The 20365-nt window shown below is 68.5% G+C and carries 22 protein-coding genes; 15 read left to right on the top strand and 7 right to left on the bottom strand.

The annotated features are described in order from the left end of the window. Positions 1-19: 19 nt before the first annotated feature. Positions 20-532, top strand: coding sequence for a 4-hydroxyphenylacetate 3-monooxygenase, reductase component (gene hpaC / locus ACM0M4_RS04805; protein ID WP_003104531.1), 513 nt, complete (start codon positions 20-22; stop codon positions 530-532). 63 nt (positions 533-595) lie between these two features. Here hpaC and ACM0M4_RS04800 read toward each other — a convergent pair whose 3' ends face one another. Together ACM0M4_RS04800 and ACM0M4_RS04795 are read right to left on the bottom strand one after the other, a co-directional pair. Next, entirely contained in the window at positions 596-1012 is a 417-nt protein-coding gene (locus ACM0M4_RS04800; protein ID WP_003104529.1) for a PaaI family thioesterase, read from the bottom strand. 47 nt (positions 1013-1059) lie between these two features. Next, complete coding sequence (locus tag ACM0M4_RS04795; protein WP_003093398.1) at positions 1060-2019, bottom strand: helix-turn-helix domain-containing protein; 960 nt, start codon at positions 2017-2019, stop codon at positions 1060-1062. A gap of 318 nt (positions 2020-2337) precedes the next feature. Here ACM0M4_RS04795 and ACM0M4_RS04790 point away from each other — a divergent pair, with 318 nt between their 5' ends. The 6 genes from ACM0M4_RS04790 to ACM0M4_RS04765 all read left to right on the top strand — a co-directional run bounded on the left by ACM0M4_RS04790 (position 2338) and on the right by ACM0M4_RS04765 (position 9219). Then, positions 2338-2871 carry a 2,4'-dihydroxyacetophenone dioxygenase family protein gene (locus ACM0M4_RS04790; protein WP_003113028.1) on the top strand — a complete coding sequence of 178 codons (534 nt, stop codon included), beginning with the start codon at positions 2338-2340 and terminating at the stop codon, positions 2869-2871. A 70-nt stretch (positions 2872-2941) separates the two neighbouring features. Further along, positions 2942-4201 (top strand): MFS transporter, encoded by a 1260-nt coding sequence (locus ACM0M4_RS04785; protein WP_003158816.1) that lies wholly within the window; start codon positions 2942-2944, stop codon positions 4199-4201. Further along, complete coding sequence (locus ACM0M4_RS04780) at positions 4198-5256, top strand: 2,3-butanediol dehydrogenase (RefSeq protein ID WP_003118211.1); 1059 nt, start codon at positions 4198-4200, stop codon at positions 5254-5256. The genes ACM0M4_RS04785 and ACM0M4_RS04780 overlap by 4 nt, the downstream gene beginning before the upstream one ends. A 14-nt stretch (positions 5257-5270) precedes the next feature. After that, on the top strand, positions 5271-5996 hold the full coding sequence (locus ACM0M4_RS04775; protein WP_003093405.1) for an SDR family NAD(P)-dependent oxidoreductase: 726 nt from the start codon (positions 5271-5273) through the stop codon (positions 5994-5996). 84 nt (positions 5997-6080) lie between these two features. After that, entirely contained in the window at positions 6081-7385 is a 1305-nt protein-coding gene (locus ACM0M4_RS04770; RefSeq protein ID WP_003093407.1) for a carbohydrate porin, read from the top strand. Between the two features lie 154 nt (positions 7386-7539). Next, positions 7540-9219, top strand: a complete 1680-nt coding sequence (locus tag ACM0M4_RS04765) for a GMC family oxidoreductase (RefSeq protein WP_016562267.1) — start codon at positions 7540-7542, stop codon at positions 9217-9219. On the opposite strand, the gene ACM0M4_RS04760 is transcribed toward ACM0M4_RS04765, so the two are convergent. Next, complete coding sequence (locus ACM0M4_RS04760) at positions 9220-9480, bottom strand: DUF2790 domain-containing protein (protein ID WP_003113024.1); 261 nt, start codon at positions 9478-9480, stop codon at positions 9220-9222. Positions 9481-9836: 356 nt separating this feature from the next. Here ACM0M4_RS04760 and bfmR point away from each other — a divergent pair, with 356 nt between their 5' ends. The 4 genes from bfmR (at position 9837) to ACM0M4_RS04740 (ending at position 13178) form a co-directional block, all read left to right on the top strand. Next, on the top strand, positions 9837-10577 hold the full coding sequence (gene bfmR / locus ACM0M4_RS04755; protein WP_003113023.1) for a two-component system response regulator BfmR: 741 nt from the start codon (positions 9837-9839) through the stop codon (positions 10575-10577). Further along, on the top strand, positions 10574-11878 hold the full coding sequence (locus tag ACM0M4_RS04750; protein ID WP_003113022.1) for a sensor histidine kinase: 1305 nt from the start codon (positions 10574-10576) through the stop codon (positions 11876-11878). The genes bfmR and ACM0M4_RS04750 overlap by 4 nt, the downstream gene beginning before the upstream one ends. A gap of 129 nt (positions 11879-12007) precedes the next feature. Further along, complete coding sequence (locus ACM0M4_RS04745; RefSeq protein WP_003113021.1) at positions 12008-12637, top strand: ferric reductase-like transmembrane domain-containing protein; 630 nt, start codon at positions 12008-12010, stop codon at positions 12635-12637. A gap of 31 nt (positions 12638-12668) precedes the next feature. Further along, positions 12669-13178 (top strand): HvfX family Cu-binding RiPP maturation protein, encoded by a 510-nt coding sequence (locus tag ACM0M4_RS04740; protein ID WP_003113020.1) that lies wholly within the window; start codon positions 12669-12671, stop codon positions 13176-13178. A 145-nt stretch (positions 13179-13323) separates the two neighbouring features. On the opposite strand, the gene ACM0M4_RS04735 is transcribed toward ACM0M4_RS04740, so the two are convergent. From ACM0M4_RS04735 to ACM0M4_RS04725, 3 genes are all read right to left on the bottom strand, one after another. Continuing rightward, on the bottom strand, positions 13324-14079 hold the full coding sequence (locus tag ACM0M4_RS04735) for an HvfC family RiPP maturation protein (protein WP_003118207.1): 756 nt from the start codon (positions 14077-14079) through the stop codon (positions 13324-13326). Continuing rightward, positions 14072-14902, bottom strand: coding sequence for an HvfB family MNIO-type RiPP peptide maturase (locus ACM0M4_RS04730; protein WP_003118206.1), 831 nt, complete (start codon positions 14900-14902; stop codon positions 14072-14074). The genes ACM0M4_RS04735 and ACM0M4_RS04730 overlap by 8 nt, the downstream gene beginning before the upstream one ends. Before the next feature lie 74 nt (positions 14903-14976). After that, entirely contained in the window at positions 14977-15444 is a 468-nt protein-coding gene (locus ACM0M4_RS04725; RefSeq protein ID WP_003121936.1) for an HvfA family oxazolone/thioamide-modified RiPP metallophore, read from the bottom strand. A gap of 323 nt (positions 15445-15767) precedes the next feature. On the opposite strand from ACM0M4_RS04725, the gene ACM0M4_RS04720 reads away from it, so the two are divergent. Together ACM0M4_RS04720 and ACM0M4_RS04715 are read left to right on the top strand one after the other, a co-directional pair. Further along, positions 15768-17012, top strand: coding sequence for a cyclic di-GMP phosphodiesterase (locus ACM0M4_RS04720; protein ID WP_003121935.1), 1245 nt, complete (start codon positions 15768-15770; stop codon positions 17010-17012). 320 nt (positions 17013-17332) lie between these two features. Next, the gene (locus ACM0M4_RS04715; protein WP_003093418.1) at positions 17333-17554 is read left to right on the top strand and encodes a hypothetical protein; all 222 of its coding nucleotides are present in this window, start codon (positions 17333-17335) and stop codon (positions 17552-17554) included. A 16-nt stretch (positions 17555-17570) separates the two neighbouring features. Here ACM0M4_RS04715 and ampR read toward each other — a convergent pair whose 3' ends face one another. Next, positions 17571-18461, bottom strand: coding sequence for a LysR family transcriptional regulator AmpR (ampR, locus tag ACM0M4_RS04710; protein WP_003132323.1), 891 nt, complete (start codon positions 18459-18461; stop codon positions 17571-17573). A gap of 148 nt (positions 18462-18609) precedes the next feature. On the opposite strand from ampR, the gene ACM0M4_RS04705 reads away from it, so the two are divergent. Together ACM0M4_RS04705 and ACM0M4_RS04700 are read left to right on the top strand one after the other, a co-directional pair. Next, the gene (locus ACM0M4_RS04705; RefSeq protein ID WP_003121934.1) at positions 18610-19803 is read left to right on the top strand and encodes an extended-spectrum class C beta-lactamase PDC-3; all 1194 of its coding nucleotides are present in this window, start codon (positions 18610-18612) and stop codon (positions 19801-19803) included. A gap of 64 nt (positions 19804-19867) precedes the next feature. Beyond that, entirely contained in the window at positions 19868-20266 is a 399-nt protein-coding gene (locus tag ACM0M4_RS04700; RefSeq protein ID WP_221345499.1) for a hypothetical protein, read from the top strand. Positions 20267-20365 lie beyond the last annotated feature (99 nt).

Raw genomic sequence — 20365 nt, 5'->3', positions numbered from 1 at the left:
GCCTCCGGAGGTTATCCCCATGTCCCAGCTCGAACCCAGGCAGCAAGCCTTCCGCAACGCCATGGCGCATCTTTCGGCGGCGGTCAACGTGATCACCAGCAACGGCCCGGCCGGACGCTGCGGGATCACCGCCACCGCGGTCTGCTCGGTCACCGACAGCCCGCCGACGCTGATGCTCTGCATCAACCGCAACAGCGAGATGAACACGGTGTTCAAGGCCAACGGTCGACTCTGCGTGAACGTCCTCAGCGGCGAACACGAAGAGGTGGCCCGCCACTTCGCCGGCATGACCGAGGTCCCGATGGAACGCCGCTTCGCCCTCCACGACTGGCGCGAGGGCCTCGCCGGGTTGCCGGTGCTGCACGGCGCCCTGGCCAACCTGCAGGGACGCATCGCCGAGGTCCAGGAGATCGGCACCCACTCGGTGCTGTTGCTGGAACTGGAGGACATCCAGGTCCTCGAACAGGGCGACGGCCTGGTCTACTTCAGCCGCAGCTTCCATCGCCTGCAATGCCCCCGGCGGGCGGCCTGAACGGCGCCTCCAGGAATCCTCCGCCAGCGTTTCGAAGCCGCCGCCGAGAACCCGGCCAGGCCCTCAGCGGCGGTGCGCCGGCGGGATCGAGTAAGTGCCGACCACATGGGCGACCGGTTCCGCGTCGCCTTCGGAGAACAGCGAGACCTCGCCCATCGCCAGGGTCTTGCCGACCTTCATCAGGCGGCACTCGGCGACCACCCGGCGGTCCGCCGCGGGACGCCGCAGGAAGTTGATGGTCAGGCTGGTGGTCACCGCCAGCGGGACGATGCCGATCTCGCCCAGCACCGCCACGTACAGCGCGACATCGGCGATGGCCATCAGGGTCGGCCCGGAGACCGTGCCGCCGGGGCGCAGGTCGCTGGCGTCGACCGCCTGCCAGACCGTGGCGCTACGCTCGCCGACGGCTTCGACCACGACCCGGGTCTGGGGAAATTCGCGCTGGATGAAACGGGCGATCTGCTCTTTCTTGTCGGTCACGGAACGGGTCCTTGGCAGTAGGAGGAGGAAAGGTACGGTAGTCGGGTCTAGCGGCCACGCGCCTCGCTCGGCGTCATCCCGTAGCGCGCCTTGAAGGCCCGGGCGAAATGCGCCTGGCTGGAGAAGCCGTGGCGATAGGCGACCTCGGCGACATCCAGGCGCCGGCCCTGGGGCGAAGCGAGCAACTGGCGGGCCCGCTCCAGGCGCCGCTCCTGCAGGTAGCGCCCGGGCGAGCTGCCTTCCTGGGCGAACAGCCGCGCCAGGTGCCGGCTGGAGACGCCAGTGGCGGCGGCCACCCGCTCGCAGCTTAGGGCGGGTTCGTCGAGGTGCTGCTGGATGTACTGCTTGGCCGCCAGCAGGTAGGACGCGCCCAGGGCGCTGGCACGGTGCTCGCCGGCATGGTCGCTGATGATGCTCGCCAGCAGGTCGTAGGCTTCCTCCTGGTAGCGCTCGGCATCCTCGCCATGGGGGCTGTCGAGGAAATCCCGGGTACGCTCGCCGAGGGTCCGCACCAGCAGGCGCTGCACCGGGCTTTCCGCGCCGATCTTCAGCGGTCCCTTGAAGTCGCGCAGGCAGCGCTCGGCGAAATCGTCCTGGGGAATGTCGAAGATGAACTGCCGCATCGGTCCGGAAAAACCGAACAGGTAGGGCTTGTCGGTCCGGTAGATAACCAGCTCGCCCGGTTGCAGGAGGTTGCAGCCGTTGTCCTGGTAGAAGAACGACTGGCTGCCCTGCACCAGAGAGACGAAGATCGACTCCTTGGGCACTGCGCGGATCATCGAGCGGTCGCGCTCCACCACGTGCTCGTTGCCGCCGATGCGGGCCAGCCGCAGGCGTTCGAGGCAGAGGTTGTCCTGGGTCGCGGCGAAGCCGGCCTGGGAATACGACGAACATTTCAGGCCAACCAGGATGGAAGCGTTGTAGTCCTCCCAGAACGCCAGCCGCTGCTCCAGGGGAATGTCCTGGGTGCTGGCCCGCCGGGTTTCGAGCAAGGCATGTGCGGGCATTTTTATTCTTCTCGTCGAACGCTGCGTGGACCTCCCGGACCTCAGGCGAGGCCTCCGGGGCCAGGCGCCGGGCCGCTCCGCCGACCTGTCGCGGTCGGTCGGCGAGGCGCCTGGCACCCCGTCATTAACATCTGAATCCTTTCCTCCGTCAATCGCCCTCCAGCCGGCTCCGACGCTGGGCAGGCCAGCTTGGCGGCGCGTCGCGGGTCGCGCCAGGCCATGTCCGAAAAGCGCAAGCTTCCTGGCCGCCAGGGTCAAACCCGGAGGCCCGCCCATGGCTAGAGTCGGCTCGACGATAACAACGACAGAGGCCGCCCCATGCCCGAACTCGCCACCCGTGAATTCTGGAAAGACCTGCAACCGATTCCCGACTGCTTCAAGCCGGACGCCAAGCCCGAGGTCTACCTGCGCAACGCGCCGACCGAGGACGAGCGCCTCTACGTGCCCTTCACCGAGACCGTGAAGTCGCGTCCGCTGTGGATCTCGCCAAGCGAAAACCGCTGGTGCGACATCCTGATGGCGACGAGCGCCGGCCTGGTCAACCGCCACTACCACCCGCACGAGGTGTTCGCCTACACCATCAGCGGCAAGTGGGGCTACCTGGAGCACGACTGGACCGCCACCGCCGGCGACTTCGTCTACGAGACGCCCGGCGAGGGCCACACCCTGGTGGCCTACGAGCACGAGCAGCCGATGCGTGCATTCTTCATCGTCAAGGGACCGCTGGTCTGGCTCGACGAGAAGGGCAACGCGGACGGCATCTTCGACGTCCACGACTACATCGCGATGTGCCGTGAGCACTACGACAAGATCGGCGTCGGCGCCGCCTACATCGACTCCCTGTTCCGCTGACCCCGGGCGCGCGCCGCCCTGGCGGACGCGCGCCTCCCCGCCGGCCGGCCCGCCCGGCCTGGAGACCGACATGGCGCATAACAACAATTCCGCCAGTTACGAAAACGTCCTGCTCTGCGTGCTGTTCCTGACCTTCGGCTTCGTCTTCTTCGACCGCCTGGCGCTGTCCTTCCTGTTTCCCTTCATGGAACAGGAGCTGCAACTGAGCAACAGCCACCTGGGCATGCTCTCCTCGGTGCTGGCCCTGGCCTGGGCGGTATCCGGCGCGCTGGTCGGCGCCTGGTCCGACCGCCGCGGGCAGCGCAAGCCGCTGCTGATCGTGGCGGTGATCCTGTTCTCGCTGTGCTCGGCGCTGTCCGGGCTGGTCGGCGGCTTCCTCAGCCTGCTGCTGTTCCGCGGCATCATGGGCCTGGCCGAGGGGCCGATCCTGCCGCTCTCGCAATCGCTGATGGTCGAGGCCTCCTCGCCACATCGCCGCGGCCTCAACATGGGTCTGCTACAGGGCTCGGCGGCCGGCCTGCTCGGCGCGGTGATCGGCCCGCCGCTGCTGGTGGCCCTGGCCGAAACCCTCGGCTGGCGTCACGCCTTCATCGTCTCGTTGCTGCCGGGCCTGCTGATCGCCTGGTTGATCTGGCGCCATGTGCGTCCCGACCCGCCCCGCGCGCAGCGCCCGGCGCCGCGCGCCGAAGAAGCGAAAGGCAAGCGCCTGGCACTGCTGAAGAGCCGCAACATCCTGCTCTGCACCCTGATCAGTTGCGTATTCGTCACCTGGTTCATCGTGCTGATTTCCTTTACCCCGACCTTCCTGGTCAACGCCCGCGGCTTCAGCCCGGCGACCATGGGCAGGCTGATGAGCTGCCTGGGCGTCGCCTGGGTGGTCTGGGGCTTCGCCGTACCGGCGATATCCGATCGCATCGGCCGTCGACCGACCCTGGTGGCGTTCTCCCTGCTCGCCGCGTGTTGCCCGCTGGCGCTGCTCTATGCGCCGAACGCGACCAGCCTCGGCCTGCTGTTGCTGCTGACCTACACCGGGCTCGGCTGCTTCACCCTGTTCATGGCGACCATCCCGGCGGAGACCGTCTCGCGCGGCGTCATCGCCACCGCCCTCGGCCTGATCATGGGCCTCGGCGAACTGGTCGGCGGTTTCCTCGCGCCGACCGTGGCCGGCTTCGCCGCCGACCGCTTCGGCCTGTCCATCGTCATGTGGATGTCCTGCGGCGGCGCCCTGCTCGCCGCGTTCCTCTCGCTGTTCCTGCGCGAAACCGCGCCCGCCGTGCTGGCGCGCCAGCGCAGCGCGCCTACCTCCGTCCTGCAAGGAAACCAACCATGAAAGCACTGCGCTGGCACGCTGCCCGCGACCTCCGCCTGAGCGAACTGGAACGCCAGGCGCCGCGGCCCGGCGAAGTCGAACTGGAAGTCGCCTACTGCGGCATCTGCGGCAGCGACCTGCACGAATACCAGAGCGGCCCGCACTCGATTCCCCAGGCCGAGGCGCACCCGCTGTCCGGTTGCCGCGCGCCGCTGACCCTCGGCCATGAGTTCTGCGGCGTGGTCGCCGCGCTCGGCCCTGGCGTGGAGGGACTGCGCATCGGCGACCGCGTCGCGGTGGAGCCGGAATACCGCTGCGGCGAATGCCGCTACTGCCGGGAAGGCCGCTACAACCTCTGCGAGTCGATGGGCTTCATCGGCCTGATGGGCGACGGCGGCTTCGCCGAGCGCGCGCGGGTGCCGGCCTACATGCTGCACCGCCTGCCGGACGCGGTGGGCTTCCGCCAGGCCGCCGTGCTCGAACCGGCCGCCGTGGCCCTGCACGCGCTGCGCCGCAGCAGCCTGGCGCCGGGCCAGCGCTGCGCGGTGTTCGGGCTCGGCCCGATCGGCCTGCTGCTGGTGATGCTCGCCCGCCTGCGCGGAATCGAGGACATCGTCGCGATCGACGTCAGTCCCGAGCGCCTCGCCCTGGCCGGGGAGTTCGGCGCCAGCCGGGCGCTCGACGCCCGCGACGGCGACACGGCGGCGCGCCTGCGCGAGGGCGGCGCGCTCGACTGCGCCTTCGAGGCCGCCGGCAGCCAGGCCAGCCTCGACGCCGCCCTGGCCAGCCTGCGCAAGGGTGGCGAGCTGGTGCTGGTGAGCCTGATGGGCGAGGTCCGGCTGGACGCCTTCGACCTGGTCAACCGCGAACTGCGCCTGCTCGGCAGCGTCGGCTACCGCGACGCCTACCCGGAGCTGATCGCCCTGCTCGCCGACGGCCGCCTCGACCTGGCCCGCGCAGTGACCCGCAGCGTGCCCCTGGAGCAGGCTGTCGAGCACGGTTTCGAGGCCCTGCTGCGCGACAAGTCGCAGGTCAAGGTGCTGGTCAATCCCAACCCGGCCCTGGCCGACGCCTGAAGGAACGATCGCCGATGGTTTTCCAACACGATATCTACGCCGGCCAGCAGGTGCTGGTCACTGGCGGCAGCTCCGGCATCGGCGCGGCCATCGCCATGCAGTTCGCCGAACTCGGCGCCGAAGTCGTCGCCCTCGGCCTGGACGCCGACGGCGTGCACGCACCGCGTCATCCGCGGATTCGCCGGGAAGAACTGGACATCACCGACAGCCAGCGCCTGCAACGGCTGTTCGAAGCGCTGCCGCGCCTGGATGTGCTGGTGAACAACGCCGGCATCAGCCGCGACCGCGAGGAATACGACCTGGCTACCTTCGAACGGGTGCTGCGCCTCAACCTGAGCGCCGCCATGCTCGCCAGCCAACTGGCCCGGCCGCTGCTGGCGCAGCGCGGCGGCAGCATCCTCAACATCGCCTCGATGTACAGCACCTTCGGTTCCGCCGACCGCCCGGCCTACAGCGCCAGCAAGGGCGCCATCGTCCAGCTCACCCGTTCCCTGGCCTGCGAGTATGCCGCCGAGCGCATCCGGGTCAACGCCATCGCCCCCGGCTGGATCGACACGCCGCTGGGCGCCGGGCTCAAGGCCGACGTCGAGGCCACCCGCCGGATCATGCAGCGCACGCCGCTGGCGCGCTGGGGCGAGGCGCCCGAGGTGGCCAGCGCCGCGGCCTTCCTCTGCGGTCCAGGCGCCAGCTTCGTCACCGGCGCCGTGCTGGCGGTGGACGGCGGCTATCTCTGCGCCTGAGCCGCCTTCGCTCCGGATGCACCTGTCCGCTTGGGGCGGACAGCGATTCGCACGACAGAACAACAACAAGACGAGTGCCTTGCCATGAAAACCCTCCGCACCTTGCCGGCGCTGCTCTGCGCCGGTTTCCTCGGTCTCTCCGCGCAGGCCGCCGAAGACAGCCGCAGCGGCCCGCTGGCCGGGTTCGGCGAACGACTCCAGCGCCACGGCGTGAAGACCCACGCGCAGTTCTGGAGCCTGTCGCTGAAGAACCTCGACACCGGCCCGCGCCAGCACAGCTTCGGCAACAGCGGCGACCTGTTCCTCGGCGCCGACCTCGACCTCGCCACCCTCGCCGGCCTGGACGGCGCCTCGCTGCACATCGAGGAAACCCTGTTCATCCTCGACCGCGGCACCGGTCAGCCCACCGGGCCGAGCTGGCAGGGCGCGGTGGGCAGCTACTTCGGCGGCGCGCCGCTGCACAACGACATCGGCGCCAACCAGCTGAGCCTGCTCACCTGGCAGCAGCAGTGGCTGGGCGGACGCCTCGACAGCCATCTCGGACGGACCAATGCGCGGCGCTATTTCCTGATCTACAACTGCGAGACCGTGGTCACCTGCAACGACCCGATCATCGACGCCTCCACCGGCATCCTGCCGCCGCCCTACGGCGCCTGGGGCGGCTACTTGAAGTACCGGGCGACCCCGACCCTGTACCTGCACGCCGGGGCCTTCGAGTCCAACCCGGTGGATTACCTGAAGAAGCGCCATGGCCTCGATTTCGGCACCGACGACGCCAGCGGCACCAGCCTGCTGCTGGGGATCGGCGACAAGCGCGAGGAAAGCCTCGATCCCTACCGCTCGCACTATGAACTCAACGCCTACCTGAACACCGCCAACCAGGTCGACCCGCTCACCGGCGCCAGCGACCACGGCAGCGCCGGCGGCTTCTTCAAGTTCCAGCAGCTGTTCTGGCGCGCCGACGGCGGCCGCCTCGATTCGCCGAGGGCGCTGGGGCTGTTCGGCTCGCTGTCGGTATCGGCCGACGACAAGCAGCCGTTCCGTCATTTCGCCGAGCTGGGCCTGACCTACCATGCGCCCTTCGACCGCACGCGGGACAAGCTCAACCTCAAGGCCAGCTACCTGCGCCTGAACGATCACCAGCTGGAGTTCCAGCGCCAGGCGCGGATCGCCGCTGGCGGCGATGCGAAACTCGGCCAGCGCGACGTGTACGCCCTGGAAACCAATGCGCACATCGCACTGACCCCGCACATCGCGCTGGAGCCGTCGGTGCAGTACATCTTCAACCCGGACAACTACTACAACCCCGGCGCTCGCGAACTGAGCGGAGACGGTTTCGTCGTCGGCCTGCAACTGATGGTCGACATGGGCTCGCTGCTGGGGCTTTAGCGCGCCGCCTGGCAGCCTCGGTCAACCCCGCCGGCAGGCTGGGACAAGCGGCCGGGCGCGCTTCCCCGTCCAATGGAGTAGCGTCGCGCCCATGGGCGCGGGGCGAAAAAGAACGCCGGGCGAGGCCCGGCAGCACACCCAGAAAGGTGCCGACATGACTTCCACTGCCCGCCGTTCGTTCGACTACATCGTGGTCGGCGCCGGCTCCGCCGGTTGCGTCCTGGCCAACCGTCTTTCCGCCGATCCCGCCGTCTCGGTCTGTCTGGTCGAGGCCGGCCCCAGCGACCGCACGCCGCTCCCCGCCGCCTACATCCGCACGCCGGCCGGGATCATCCGCCTGATCGCCAACCCGAAGTGGAACTGGATGCATCGCTTCGCCGCCCAGCCCGGCACCGCCAACCAGCCGATCGCCTGCCCGCGCGGCAAGGTCTGGGGCGGCTCCAGCGCGATCAACGGGATGATCTACATCCGCGGCGACCGCCACGACTACGACCGCTGGGCATCCCTCGGCAACCGTGGCTGGAGCTACGACGAGCTGCTGCCCTACTTTCGCCGCTCGGAACATTTCGAGCCGGGCGAATCGCCCTGGCACGGGCGCGGCGGCGAATTGAACGTCGCCGCGCAGCGCAGCCCGGGCCCGATCAACCAGGTGTTCTTCCAGGCCGCCGAGGAAATGGGCTGGCCGTACAACGCCGACTTCAACGGCGAGCGCCAGGAAGGCATCGGCCCGTTCCACGTCACCCAGGTCAACGGCGAACGCTGTAGCGCGGCGCGCGCCTTCCTGCACCCGGCCCTGGCGCGGCCCAACCTCACCGTGCTCAGCTCGGCGCTGACCCTGCGCGTGCTGCTGGAAGGTACCCGCGCCACCGGCGTGGAGATCAGCCAGGCTGGCGAGGTCGTGCAATTACAGGCACGCCGCGAAGTGATCCTCAGCGCCGGCTCGATCAACTCGCCGCAGCTCCTGTTGCTCTCCGGCATCGGCCCGGCGGCGGAACTGGCGCGCCACGGCATCGTCCAGCGCCATGAGTTGCCTGGGGTCGGCGAGAACCTGCAGGACCACCAGGACATCGTGCTGATGTACCGCACCGAGGCCAAGCTCGGCTACGGCCTGGGCTTCTCGCCGAAGGGCTGGCTGCCGCTGCTGCGCTCGCCCTGGCAGTACCTGTTCGGCCGGCGCGGGGCGCTGACCTCGAACACCGTCGAGTCCGGTGGCTTCCTCCGCCTCGACCCGCAGGCAGAGACCCTGGAGCTGGGTCTGATCGTCGCCCCCGCGCTGAAGAACCAGCCGCAGCGCCTGGTCCCCTTCGGCCACGGGGTCAGCCTGCACGTCGCGGTGATGCACCCGCAGAGCCGCGGGCGGGTCCGCCTGAACTCGCCGGACCCGCACGACCGGCCGCTGATCGAAGCCAACTTCCTCAGCCACCCTGCCGACCTCGATACCCTGGTCCGGGGTTTCCAACTGGTCCGCAAACTGGCCGCCAGCCGCAGCTTCGCCCGTCACCTCAAGGGCGAGCTGGTACCGGGCCCGCAGGTTTCCAGCCGCGGCCAGATCGAGGCCTGGATCCGCGCCAACCTGGGCACCGTGTTCCATCCGGTGGGCACCTGCAAGATGGGCCACGACCAGCTCGCGGTGGTCGACGACCAGTTGCGCGTGCACGGCCTGCAAGGCCTGCGGGTGGCCGATGCGTCGATCATGCCGACGCTGATCACCGGCAATACCAACGCCCCGGCGATCATGATCGGCGAGAAGGCCGCCGACCTGATCCTCGGCAAGCCGGCGCCCCATGCACCGCCCGCGCGACAACCGGCCGTGCAGGCTCTGGCCGGCGCCTGACTAGCCGCCCTGGCTGCAGGCGCTGGCGTACTTGCGGTAGGCCAGCGAATGCAGCTTGCCGGCGGAGTCTAGGTAGTCCATCCGTGCATCGACGATCTCGCAGGTGGTCGACGCCTGTTCCTGGGTCGCCACCACCTTGTGCACATCCAGCGGCATGCCGTAGCGGTAGCTTTCGGTCGGTACCGGTGCGGCGGCCTGGGCGGCGAACGCGGGAAGCGCAAGCGCGGCGAGCAGGGTGGTGGCGAGCAGGGTGCGAGTCATGGGGGATCTCCTGGCGGCAGGACCGCGTCGGTGGAAGGCGACATGCCTTCGTCGAGGCCTATTCCAGGCCGCGGAGTTGTCCCGGATGTGTCGCTGGAATGCCCGATTCGTCAGCCGCTGTATCGCCGCTGCCGGCCGATACATCGCCGTACATTCGCCGCCCCGCTCCCGCCGGACGAATCGCGCCCGGCGCCATCCGTCGTCTCCCCCGTTCGCGACAGCGACAACCGGGCTTTTTTGCACGCCCCGGTATTCGCCCCGGCTCCGGATACAGTGCAATACAAACCCCGGCAGGCAAGCGCCGCGGGCGCGGATACACTGCTTGCAAGCACACCAACCGCCACGGGAGCCAGGCAATGGAGCATGTCGATCACATCCTGATCGTCGACGATGACCGCGAGATTCGCGAGCTGGTAGGCAACTACCTGAAGAAGAACGGCCTGCGCACCACCATCGTCGCCGATGGCCGGCAGATGCGCGCGTTCCTCGAAGCCAACACGGTGGACCTGATCGTCCTCGACATCATGATGCCCGGCGACGACGGCCTGCTGCTCTGCCGCGAGCTGCGCGTCGGCAAGCACAAGGCCACGCCGGTGCTGATGCTCACCGCGCGCAACGACGAGACCGACCGCATCATCGGCCTGGAGATGGGCGCCGACGACTACCTGACCAAGCCCTTCTCCGCCCGCGAACTGCTTGCCCGGATCAACGCCGTGCTGCGGCGTACGCGGATGCTGCCGCCGAACCTCACCGTGAGCGAGAGCAGCCGGCTGATCGGCTTCGGCCAGTGGCAACTGGACACCAGCGCCCGCCACCTGCTCGACGACGCCGGCACCGTGGTCGCCCTCAGCGGCGCCGAGTACCGCCTGCTGCGGGTGTTCCTCGATCATCCGCAACGGGTACTCAGTCGCGACCAGTTGCTCAACCTGACCCAGGGCCGCGAGGCGGACATCTTCGACCGTTCCATCGACCTGCTGGTCAGCCGCCTGCGCCAACGCCTCGGCGACGACGCCCGCGAACCGGAGTACATCAAGACCGTGCGCAGCGAGGGCTATGTGTTCTCGCTGCCGGTGCGACTGGTCGAGGCCCATCCATGAAGCTCGCCGTGCCGCGCCCGCGCAGCCTCGCCGCGCGCCTGGCGCTGATCCTCTTCGCCGGGCTGGTGCTGGCCTACGGGCTGTCCTTCGCCTCGCAGTTCTACGAGCGCTACCAGACCGCGAAGCACATGATGCTCGACAGCCTCGAACAGGACGTGGCGATCTCGGTAGCCATGCTCGACCGCCTGACGCCCGCCGAGCGCGAGGCCTGGCTGCCGCGCCTGGAACGACGCACCTACCGCTATCGCCTCGACGCCGGCGAGCCCGGCCAGCCGCTGGCGCTGGCCGACGCGCCGGTTGCCGCGCACTCCATCGAACGCGCCCTCGACGGTCAATACCCGCTGACCCTGCGCACGGTGGCCGACAGCCGTCCGCACTTCCAGGTCCTCCTGCGCCTGCGCGACGGCAGCCCGCTGACCATCGACGTCACGCCGGCCCCGGTGCCGCTGTCCGGCTGGCTGCCGCTGGTACTGCTGGTGCAGTTGCTCCTGCTGCTGCTCTGCACCGGCCTCGCGGTGCGCACCGCCATCGGCCCGCTGACCCGGCTGGTGAAGGCCGTGGAACATCTCGATCCGAATCGTCCGGCACAGCCTCTCGCGGAAACCGGCCCACGCGAAGTGGCGCATGCGGCGGCGGCCTTCAATGCCATGCAGGCGCGCATCGCCGACTACCTCAAGGAGCGCATGCAGTTGCTCGCGGCGATTTCCCACGACCTGCAGACGCCGATCACGCGGATGAAGCTGCGCGTCGAGTTCATGGACGCCTCCAGCGACAGGGACAAGCTGTGGAACGATCTCGAAGAGATGCAGCACCTGGTCCGCGAAGGCGTGGCCTATGCCCGCAGCATGCACGGCAGCACCGAAACCAGTTGCCGGGTGGACCTCGACGCCTTCCTCGACAGCCTGGTCTTCGACTACCAGGACAGCGGCAAGCAGGTACAACTCGACGGCCGTACCGGCGCGGTGATCGACACCCGTCCGCACGCCCTGCGCCGGGTGCTGGTGAACCTGGTCGACAATGCGCTGAAGTTCGCCGGCGCCGCGCGCCTGGAAGTGGAACGCCGTACCGATGGCGGCACGCGAATCCAGGTGCTGGACAATGGCCCGGGGATTCCCGCCGAGGAACTCGACGAGGTGCTCAAGCCCTTCTACCGGGTGGAAAACTCGCGCAATCGCGACACCGGTGGCACCGGCCTCGGCCTGGCCATCGCGCAGCAGCTGAGCCTGGCCCTCGGCGGCCGCCTGACCCTGGCCAACCGCGCCGGCGGCGGGCTTTGCGCGCGCATCGAGCTGGACCCCTGAGGCGCCCGTACAGAGCGATACATAACCGCCCTCGGCGGACACACTGCGGATAAACCCGCTTGCAACACTCCTGGCCACGGGAAGCGGCGGCACATCGCCGAGCCGCTCCCGGCAACCAGGAGCCCCACCATGACCGTCCCAACCTCTCAATCCGCCTGGCACGGCTGGCGACTGTTCGCCGTCCTCGCCGTCGCCGTGCTGTGCATGACCGCCCTCGTCCTGGCTCTCCAGGCGCAACCGGTGGAGGGCCTGCGCAGCGCCATCCGCGCCACCGCGCGCAGTTCCTTCGCGCTGTTCCTCGCCGCTTTCCTCGCGTCCTCGCTGGCGACCCTGGTGCCCGGCCCGGGGACCCGCGCGCTGCTCCGTGAAAGGCGCTACCTGGGCCTGGCCTTTGCCTTCTCCCACGCAGTACACGCCTTGCTGATCCTGGCCTACTGGAAGCTGTTCCCCGAGACATTCTGGAGCGGCCGCTCGGTCGCGGCGAACATCCCCGGCTCGATCGGCTACCTGTTCATCCTGCTGCTCACCCTCACCTCCTTCCGCACCCCGGCCCGACTGCTCGGCCCACGCGCCTGGAAAGCCCTGCACTCGACCGGCACCTGGGTGCTGGCGGGCATCTTCTGCCTGTCGTTCTTCAAACGCATCCCCATGGGCGGCTGGTACGTACTGGCGTTCGCCACGATCTTCTCCGCCATCGTCCTCAAGCTCACCGCCAAGCTCGCCGTGCGCTTGCGTCGTCGCGACGTACAGCCGGCCTGACCCATCCACCGCCCTCAACGAGACATCGATCATGCAAGCATCCGACCTGCGCGCCTGGCGCCGACCCTTCGCCCTGCTCGACCGCTGCGGCGGCTGGAGCGCCGACCTGTCCCTGCGACTGTTCCTGGCCTGGGAGTTCTTCGAGTCCGGTTGGGAAAAGTGGAACGGCGAGAACTGGTTCGGCGATATCCAGTCGGCTTTCCCCTTTCCCTTCGACCGCCTGCCCGCCGCCTTCAACTGGGAACTGTCGCTGTGGGCCGAACTGCTCGGCGCGCTGTTCCTCCTGCTCGGCCTCGGTACCCGCCTGACCGCCCTGGTGCTGATCGTCGTCACCCTGGTGGCGACCGCCGCCGTACACTGGCCAGCGGAGTGGTCGAGCCTGGCGGAACTGGCCCGCGGCTACTCGATCACCGACCACGGCTTCGGCAATTTCAAGCTCCCGGCGATCTACCTGGCGGCGCTGCTGCCGCTGCTGTTGGCGGGAGCGGGGAAGCTGAGCCTGGACCACTGGCTCGGGCGGCGCCTGGGCCTGTCCCGCTAGGATTCGGCCAGCCACGGAAAAACCCCGGAACACGATCGCCTCCGGGGTTTTTCACAGCAAGCCAGAACCATCCCACCCACCACGTAGGGCGGATAGCGCCAAAGGCGCTATCCGCCGATGCATCGACTCCACAAGGGCTGCGTCGTCATCCGCCCGCCCAATCGCGTTCCAGGGTTCCGAGCACGACACCCTGGGTCCGCAACGCTGCCAGCAACTCCAGCCCCGCCGCGTCGAGCGCTCCGGGCGCACTCCGCGCCTCGAGCGCCAGCGCCGCCAGGTGCTCGCGCCCGCTCAGGCGCCGTCTCGCCAGCGACTCCAGCAGGCGGTAGGCCAGCGGAGTCAGGCGCGCGGTATGCACGCGATGCGAGGAATCGCGGTGCATCAACAGCAGGGTCGGTTCCGCAGGCGCTTCGGCGAGCGCGACGTCCTCTTCGAGCCGATGCACCGGCCAGCGATAGCCCAGCGGCAGCGCCAGGCTCGACAGCAGCGGCACCCCGTCGAGCAGGTCGCCTTCACGCCGATACGGCGGATCGTCGGGCTCGGCCAGGTAGAGGCGCGTTTCGCTCCATTCGAAGTGGGCCAACTCGGCTTGCCACGCCGGCCGATACTCGCCCCGCTGCCGCAGGTAGTCGACGAAGACCCCGGCGATACGGGTGAACAGGGGGGTATGGCTTCTCTCCTCGCGATAGAACTCGCGCACCAGGCCATGCCACTGCTGCTCGCCAAGCAGCCCGCGCAAGCGCGGGAAGCCGCTGGCAAGGAGGCCTTCGATGGCGTTGTAGAACAGCTCGCGGTAGACCCGCAGGCGACGTTCTTCGATGTCCGGCGGCGGCGCATTGCCAAGCGGGTCGCGCAGGTGCCGGGCGAGGCTGAACTGCTGTTGGCGCAGGCGCTCATCCATGACGGCGTCCCTCGTCGCGTTGCCATTGGCGGATCTGCTCCACTTCCAGCAGCAGTTCGCCCAGCGGCGGATAGTTGAAGTCCCGCTCGAGCAGGGTCGGGCGCACGCCGAAGCGACGATAGGCGGCTCCGAGCAAGGCCCAGACGCCGGGCTTCACGGCGGCACCATGGGTGTCGATCTTCAGGTCCGGCGCCTCGTCGTAGTGCCCCGCCACATGGTAGGCGGCGACCCGCCCGGGCGGCAGCCGGGCGAGGAAGTCGAGGGCGTCGTAGCCGTGGTTGCAGGCGTTGACGAACAGGTTGTTGACGTCCAGCAACAGGTCGCAGTCGGCCTCGTCGAGTACCGCGTTGACGAACTCGATCTCGCTCATCTCCCGGTACGGCGCTGCATAGTAGGAAATGTTCTCCACCGCGATGCGCCGCTCCAGGCGTTCCTGCGCCTCGCGGATGCGCGCCGCGACGTGACGCACCGCGGCCTCGGTGAACGGCAGCGGCAACAGATCATAGAGATGGCCATCGTCGGAACAGTAACTGAGGTGCTCGCTGTACAACGCGACCCGGTGGCGGACGAGGAAGCGTCGGGTCTGCTCGATGAAGGCGGCATCCAGCGGTGTGGAGCCGCCGAGGGACAGCGAGAGACCGTGGCAGGTCAGTGGAAAGCGCTCCACCAGGCGCTCCAGGTCGGCACCGAAGGCACCGCCGACGCCGATCCAGTTGTCCGGCGCGCATTCGAGGAAGTCCACCGCGCCGGGCGCCATCGCCAGCAGTTGCGGAAGCAGGCCGCGCCTCAGGCCGAGGCCGGCGGCGTTGTCGATCAGGGTCATGGGATAGCTCCGGAAACGGCGACGCCCCCGCTTTCCCAGGGGAAAGAGAGGGCGCCGCCAGGGTGTGGAAAGGCTCAGTGCCGGCCTTGCTCCAGCTTGCTGAACAGCCCGGCGGGCATCGGCTTGCCGTTGGCCTCGTAGGTCTTGCGCAGGTGTTCGTAGGCCTCGGCTTCGGAAATGAAGCCGTCATGGTCGCTATCGATGCTGTCGAACTCACCGGCACGGTCCTTGGCCACCGCGAGGAACTCGGCGCGCGAGACCTTGCCATCGTGATCGGTGTCGGTTCGGGCAAAGGAGGCGTCGCCGCACTTGCCCTCCCCGCACTTGCCCTCGGCGCCGGCCTTGGCCGGGGTCTTCGCGGAGCCGCCGCTACCACACTTGCCTTCTCCGCACTTGCCTTCGCCGGCGCTCGCCGCCGCCACTTGCAGCCCCTGGCCCAGCGGCTCGACGGCGAACGCCGAACCGCCGAGCAGCATTCCCCCCACCAGTACGGCACCGAGCAGGCTGGCGGAAGTCTTTTGACGCGAATCGAAAACGGACATGCTTCTTCTCCACAGTAAACGCGGCCGGGCCGCAGGCGCGGCGCTGGTGGGCGCCGGTACGAACCGGGCGGCGGGACCTTCTGGGGTCGTCCCGGGCGCCGCGGTTCGGATGTGGCCATTTCGCCTGGGAGATGTATCGGGGGTGTATCGCCCGACACGTGGATTTGTACGCCGGAGGTATCGAAACCGCGCATGGATACAAAGCGATACGCAATCGAGCGCGGGCATGCCGACGAAGTGCCGGGCATCTCTCACTCCCGCCGGCCCATCTCGGCTACCGTTAGGAGACAGCCACCTGGCCCAGTCTCGAGGTCGAGCCCATCGTGCTGAAACGCATTCCGGTAACCCAGCTTCGCCTCGGTATGTTCGTCCAGAGCCTTTGCGGCTCGTGGCTGGACCACCCGTTCTGGAAAAGAGGTGGCTTCCTGCTCGACAGCCAGGCCGACCTGCAGCGCCTGCGCGAAAGCGCCGTGAAGGAGGTCTGGATCGATGCCAGCAAGGGCCTCGACCTCCCGGAGGAAGCGGCGGTCTCGGCCGCTGCGGTCCTGCCGGTCACCATGCCGGCCGGCCCTTCGCCGGCGCGGGTCGCCCTGGAGGAGGAAATCCGCCACGCCGCCCTGCTCTGCAGCCGTGCCAAGGCCGCCGTGGTCAGCATGTTCCGCGACGCGCGCATGGGCCAGGCCATCGATACCGCGCATGCATCGGAGCTGGTGGACGAAATCTCCGCCTCGGTGCTGCGCCATCCCAACGCGCTACTCAGCCTGGTACGGCTGAAGACCTCGGATGAATACACCTACATGCATTCGGTGGCGGTCTGTGCGCTGATGATCGCCCTCGCCCGCCAGCTCGAACTGCCCGACCCGCTGGTACGCGAGGCGGGGCTGGCCGGACTGCTGCACGACATCGGCAAGATGGCGGTGCCCGATCCGATCCTGAACAAGCCCGGCAAGCTCACCGACCAGGAGTTCGGCCTGGTTCGCCGGCATCCGCAGAACGGCGCGCGGATGCTGCTCGATTGCCGCCAGGTCAGCGCCCTGGTGGTGGATGTCTGCCTGCACCACCACGAGCGCATCGACGGCACCGGCTACCCCTTCGGCCTGGCGCAGGAGCAGATCAGCCTGCTGGCGCGAATGGGCGCGGTGTGCGACGTCTACGACGCGATCACCTCCGACCGTCCCTACAAGAAGGGCTGGAACGCCGCCGAGGCGATCCGACGCATGGCCGAATGGAACGGGCACTTCGACCCGCAGGTGTTCCGCGCCTTCGTCAAGGCGGTGGGCATCTACCCGGTCGGCGCGCTGGTCAGGCTGGAAAGCGGGCGCCTCGGCGTGGTCCTCGAACAACACGGCCGCTCGCTGCTGACGCCACGGGTCAAGGTATTCTTCTCGGCCCGCTCGAAGGTGCCGATCCCGCAGCAGGTGCTAGACCTGGGTAGGGCCGGACAGACCGACCGAATCGTCGGCTTCGAGCCGGCGGAAGCCTGGAACTTCCGCAATCTCGACGAGATGTGGACGGGACTGGCCAAGTCCACGGGCTCTTATTTCGACGCGGGAACCGGAAATCCGTAGACGCCTTCCGCCGGCAAGCCGAGCACCGCTCCCGTAGGGCGCATAACGCGAAGCGTTATCCGCCGCTTCGCCGCAATCTCCGCCTGCTCCGCGTTGCTTTAAGCGCACCATCGTCGATACTGCTGGCAATCCGCCGACAGTTTTCAAGAGGCCATATGAGTCCGCTCCTGGAGACAATCGAAGAGCACAGCAGAAATGGCTGTGCTCCATCCAAAGCGCTGCTTGCCCTGTGGTCCGCAGGCGCCGACCTGAGGGTTTCCCCGAGGAAGGCTGGCCGCCTATGCGAACTTGCCGTCGTTGCCGCAGCAGGGAAAGCAGGCATGCTCGAGAGCGAGATCGTTGCGGCACGCCGGGCCTATGCCGCCAGCCTGGGAGTGACGCTTAGCGGAGCGATCAGCAACGCCGACGAGCCGGTCCATATCCACCACGCCGTCAGCAATTCCAATCACAACCCTAACGCCTCAAACCGTATCAACCTTGGGAGAGCCCGAGCGTATAAAGAAAGGCGCGAGGAAGGTGATTACTTCTTCATCGACACTTGAATCGCCTGCATAACCGTTATCTCCCCCGCGCCTCAACGGCAGCCCTCTCCAGCAACCACTCCCTGAACGCCAGCATCGCGCTGGTCTCCCCCCGCGACTGCAAGCGCGTCAGCCAGTAGCTGCCGGTACTCACTTCGGTGGCGAACGGACGCCGGATGCTCTCGCTGGCCAGTTGCCGGGCAAACATCGCCGCCGGCGCCAGGGCCACGCCGACACCCTGGCGGGCCGCCTCGAGCATGGCCAGCGAGGTGTCGAAGACGATGCTCCGGGTCAGTGGCGCGTGCGCCGGCAGTCCGGCCGCCTGGAACCACAGCGGCCACTCGTCGGCGCGGTAGGAGCGCAGCAGGGTGTGCTGCAGCAGGTCGGCGGGACTGTGCAACTGGGCGGCGACCTCCGGGCAGCAGAGCACCGTCAGCGGCGCCTCGAACAACGCCAGCGCCTCGGTGCCGTGCCAGGCGCCGCCGCCGAAGCGGATCGCGTAGTCGAGCCCCTCGGCGGCGATGTCGACGCGGTTGTTGTGGGTGGACAGGCGCAGGTCGATGAAGGGATGGCGCGCCTGGAAGTCCTCCAGCCGCGGCAGCAGCCAGCCGACCGTGAAGGTTCCGACCGCGCCGACGGTGAGCACGTCCCGGTAGTGGCCACCCTCGAAGCGTTCCAGCAGGCCGGCGATGCGGTCGAAGGAGTCACACAGCACCGGCAGCAGGCTCTCGCCCTCGTGGGTCAGCATGAGGCCGCGCGGCAGACGCTTGAACAGGGCCACGCCGAGACGCTCCTCGAGGCTCTTCACCTGGTGGCTGACCGCCGCCTGGGTCACGCACAGCTCGATGGCCGCGCGGGTGAAGCTCAGGTGCCGGGCCGAAGCTTCGAAGGCGCGCAGGGCGTTCAGCGGCAAATGGGGTCGAACCAATCTCTGCTCCAAATTTTTCTAATGGCTGCCGCGAGTATTCGTCGTTTGCCGCAAATCCTGCGCAAGCCTAGATTTTCCCCGCCCGCCGATCAAGGAGCGCTCCCGGGGCGGTTTCTCATGCAGCCAACGACAAAGGACACCAATCCTCATGCGCGATACCAGATTCCCCTGCCTGTGCGGCATCGCCGCTTCCACACTGCTGTTCGCCACCACCCCGGCCATTGCCGGCGAGGCCCCGGCGGATCGCCTGAAGGCACTGGTCGACGCCGCCGTACAACCGGTGATGAAGGCCAATGACATTCCGGGCCTGGCCGTAGCCATCAGCCTGAAAGGAGAACCGCATTACTTCAGCTATGGGCTGGCCTCGAAAGAGGACGGCCGCCGGGTGACGCCGGAGACCCTGTTCGAGATCGGCTCGGTGAGCAAGACCTTCACCGCCACCCTCGCCGGCTATGCCCTGGCCCAGGACAAGATGCGTCTCGACGACCGCGCCAGCCAGCACTGGCCGGCACTGCAGGGCAGCCGCTTCGACGGCATCAGCCTGCTCGACCTCGCGACCTATACCGCCGGCGGCTTGCCGCTGCAGTTCCCCGACTCGGTGCAGAAGGACCAGGCACAGATCCGCGACTACTACCGCCAGTGGCAGCCGACCTACGCGCCGGGCAGCCAGCGCCTCTATTCCAACCCGAGCATCGGCCTGTTCGGCTATCTCGCCGCGCGCAGCCTGGGCCAGCCGTTCGAACGGCTCATGGAGCAGCAAGTGTTCCCGGCACTGGGCCTCGAACAGACCCACCTCGACGTGCCCGAGGCGGCGCTGGCGCAGTACGCCCAGGGCTACGGCAAGGACGACCGCCCCCTACGGGTCGGTCCCGGCCCGCTGGATGCCGAAGGCTACGGGGTGAAGACCAGCGCGGCCGACCTGCTGCGCTTCGTCGATGCCAACCTGCATCCGGAGCGCCTGGACAGGCCCTGGGCGCAGGCGCTCGATGCCACCCATCGCGGTTACTACAAGGTCGGCGACATGACCCAGGGCCTGGGCTGGGAAGCCTACGACTGGCCGATCTCCCTGAAGCGCCTGCAGGCCGGCAACTCGACGCCGATGGCGCTGCAACCGCACAGGATCGCCAGGCTGCCCGCGCCACAGGCGCTGGAGGGCCAGCGCCTGCTGAACAAGACCGGCTCCACCAACGGCTTCGGCGCCTACGTGGCGTTCGTCCCGGGCCGCGACCTGGGCCTGGTGATCCTGGCCAACCGCAACTATCCCAATGCCGAGCGGGTGAAGATCGCCTACGCCATCCTCAGCGGCCTGGAGCAGCAGGGCAAGGTGCCGCTGAAGCGCTGAAGCGCGCTCGCGAGGGCGACGGAGCGTAGCGGCGCGGGACGCCGGTCCTGGCTATGATGGTGCCATGAGCGCTTCCCCGCCCCTCCGCCAGCCCTGCCCGCCCGGCGCCTGCGTCTGCGAACGCGAGCGCCTGGAGGCGCCCGGCGCGGACCGTCGCATCCTCCTCCTGACCCGCCAGGAAGAGCAGCGCCTGGCCGCTCGCCTGGAAGCCCTGCGCATCCTGGAAGACCTGGAACACCTGCTGCGGCGCATGGAGGAACAACTGGGCATCCGCCTGCGGATCGCCCCGGCCGTCGGCGAGGTGCGCAGCATGCGCGGCATCCGCATGCGCTTCGAGGAGCAGCCGGGGCTCTGCCGCAAGACCCGCCAGGCGATTCCCGCCGCCATCCGCCGCGGCCTGGAGAAGCGCCCGGAAGTCGCCTACGCCCTGCTCAACGCCCATGACCTGCTGCGCGACGCCTGAAGGCACTGAACGACAGGAAGAGGATGTCGCTCAAGACCTGGGCGGGCTTCAGGAGTATCGGCGGATAACGCCCATGGCGTTATTCGCCCTACAGGCCGC

The organism is Pseudomonas sp. 18-147 (assembly GCF_051048045.1).
Taxonomy (GTDB): domain Bacteria; phylum Pseudomonadota; class Gammaproteobacteria; order Pseudomonadales; family Pseudomonadaceae; genus Pseudomonas; species Pseudomonas aeruginosa.
This window is presented reverse-complemented; position numbering and strand designations above follow the sequence as displayed.

Excerpts from the sequence above, each read along its gene's own strand:
- ACM0M4_RS04770 (WP_003093407.1), top strand. The coding sequence starts at position 6,081 with ATGAAAACCCTCCGCACCTTGCCGGCGCTGCTCTGCGCCGGTTTCCTC.
- bfmR (WP_003113023.1), top strand. The coding sequence starts at position 9,837 with ATGGAGCATGTCGATCACATCCTGATCGTCGACGATGACCGCGAGATT.
- ACM0M4_RS04775 (WP_003093405.1), top strand. The coding sequence starts at position 5,271 with ATGGTTTTCCAACACGATATCTACGCCGGCCAGCAGGTGCTGGTCACT.
- ACM0M4_RS04765 (WP_016562267.1), top strand. The coding sequence starts at position 7,540 with ATGACTTCCACTGCCCGCCGTTCGTTCGACTACATCGTGGTCGGCGCC.
- ACM0M4_RS04745 (WP_003113021.1), top strand. The coding sequence starts at position 12,008 with ATGACCGTCCCAACCTCTCAATCCGCCTGGCACGGCTGGCGACTGTTC.
- ACM0M4_RS04705 (WP_003121934.1), top strand. The coding sequence starts at position 18,610 with ATGCGCGATACCAGATTCCCCTGCCTGTGCGGCATCGCCGCTTCCACA.
- ACM0M4_RS04730 (WP_003118206.1), bottom strand. The coding sequence starts at position 14,902 with ATGACCCTGATCGACAACGCCGCCGGCCTCGGCCTGAGGCGCGGCCTG.
- ACM0M4_RS04785 (WP_003158816.1), top strand. The coding sequence starts at position 2,942 with ATGGCGCATAACAACAATTCCGCCAGTTACGAAAACGTCCTGCTCTGC.
- ACM0M4_RS04700 (WP_221345499.1), top strand. The coding sequence starts at position 19,868 with ATGAGCGCTTCCCCGCCCCTCCGCCAGCCCTGCCCGCCCGGCGCCTGC.
- ACM0M4_RS04780 (WP_003118211.1), top strand. The coding sequence starts at position 4,198 with ATGAAAGCACTGCGCTGGCACGCTGCCCGCGACCTCCGCCTGAGCGAA.
- ACM0M4_RS04725 (WP_003121936.1), bottom strand. The coding sequence starts at position 15,444 with ATGTCCGTTTTCGATTCGCGTCAAAAGACTTCCGCCAGCCTGCTCGGT.
- ACM0M4_RS04750 (WP_003113022.1), top strand. The coding sequence starts at position 10,574 with ATGAAGCTCGCCGTGCCGCGCCCGCGCAGCCTCGCCGCGCGCCTGGCG.
- ACM0M4_RS04740 (WP_003113020.1), top strand. The coding sequence starts at position 12,669 with ATGCAAGCATCCGACCTGCGCGCCTGGCGCCGACCCTTCGCCCTGCTC.
- hpaC (WP_003104531.1), top strand. The coding sequence starts at position 20 with ATGTCCCAGCTCGAACCCAGGCAGCAAGCCTTCCGCAACGCCATGGCG.
- ACM0M4_RS04790 (WP_003113028.1), top strand. The coding sequence starts at position 2,338 with ATGCCCGAACTCGCCACCCGTGAATTCTGGAAAGACCTGCAACCGATT.
- ACM0M4_RS04760 (WP_003113024.1), bottom strand. The coding sequence starts at position 9,480 with ATGACTCGCACCCTGCTCGCCACCACCCTGCTCGCCGCGCTTGCGCTT.
- ACM0M4_RS04795 (WP_003093398.1), bottom strand. The coding sequence starts at position 2,019 with ATGCCCGCACATGCCTTGCTCGAAACCCGGCGGGCCAGCACCCAGGAC.
- ACM0M4_RS04715 (WP_003093418.1), top strand. The coding sequence starts at position 17,333 with ATGCTCGAGAGCGAGATCGTTGCGGCACGCCGGGCCTATGCCGCCAGC.
- ACM0M4_RS04735 (WP_003118207.1), bottom strand. The coding sequence starts at position 14,079 with ATGGATGAGCGCCTGCGCCAACAGCAGTTCAGCCTCGCCCGGCACCTG.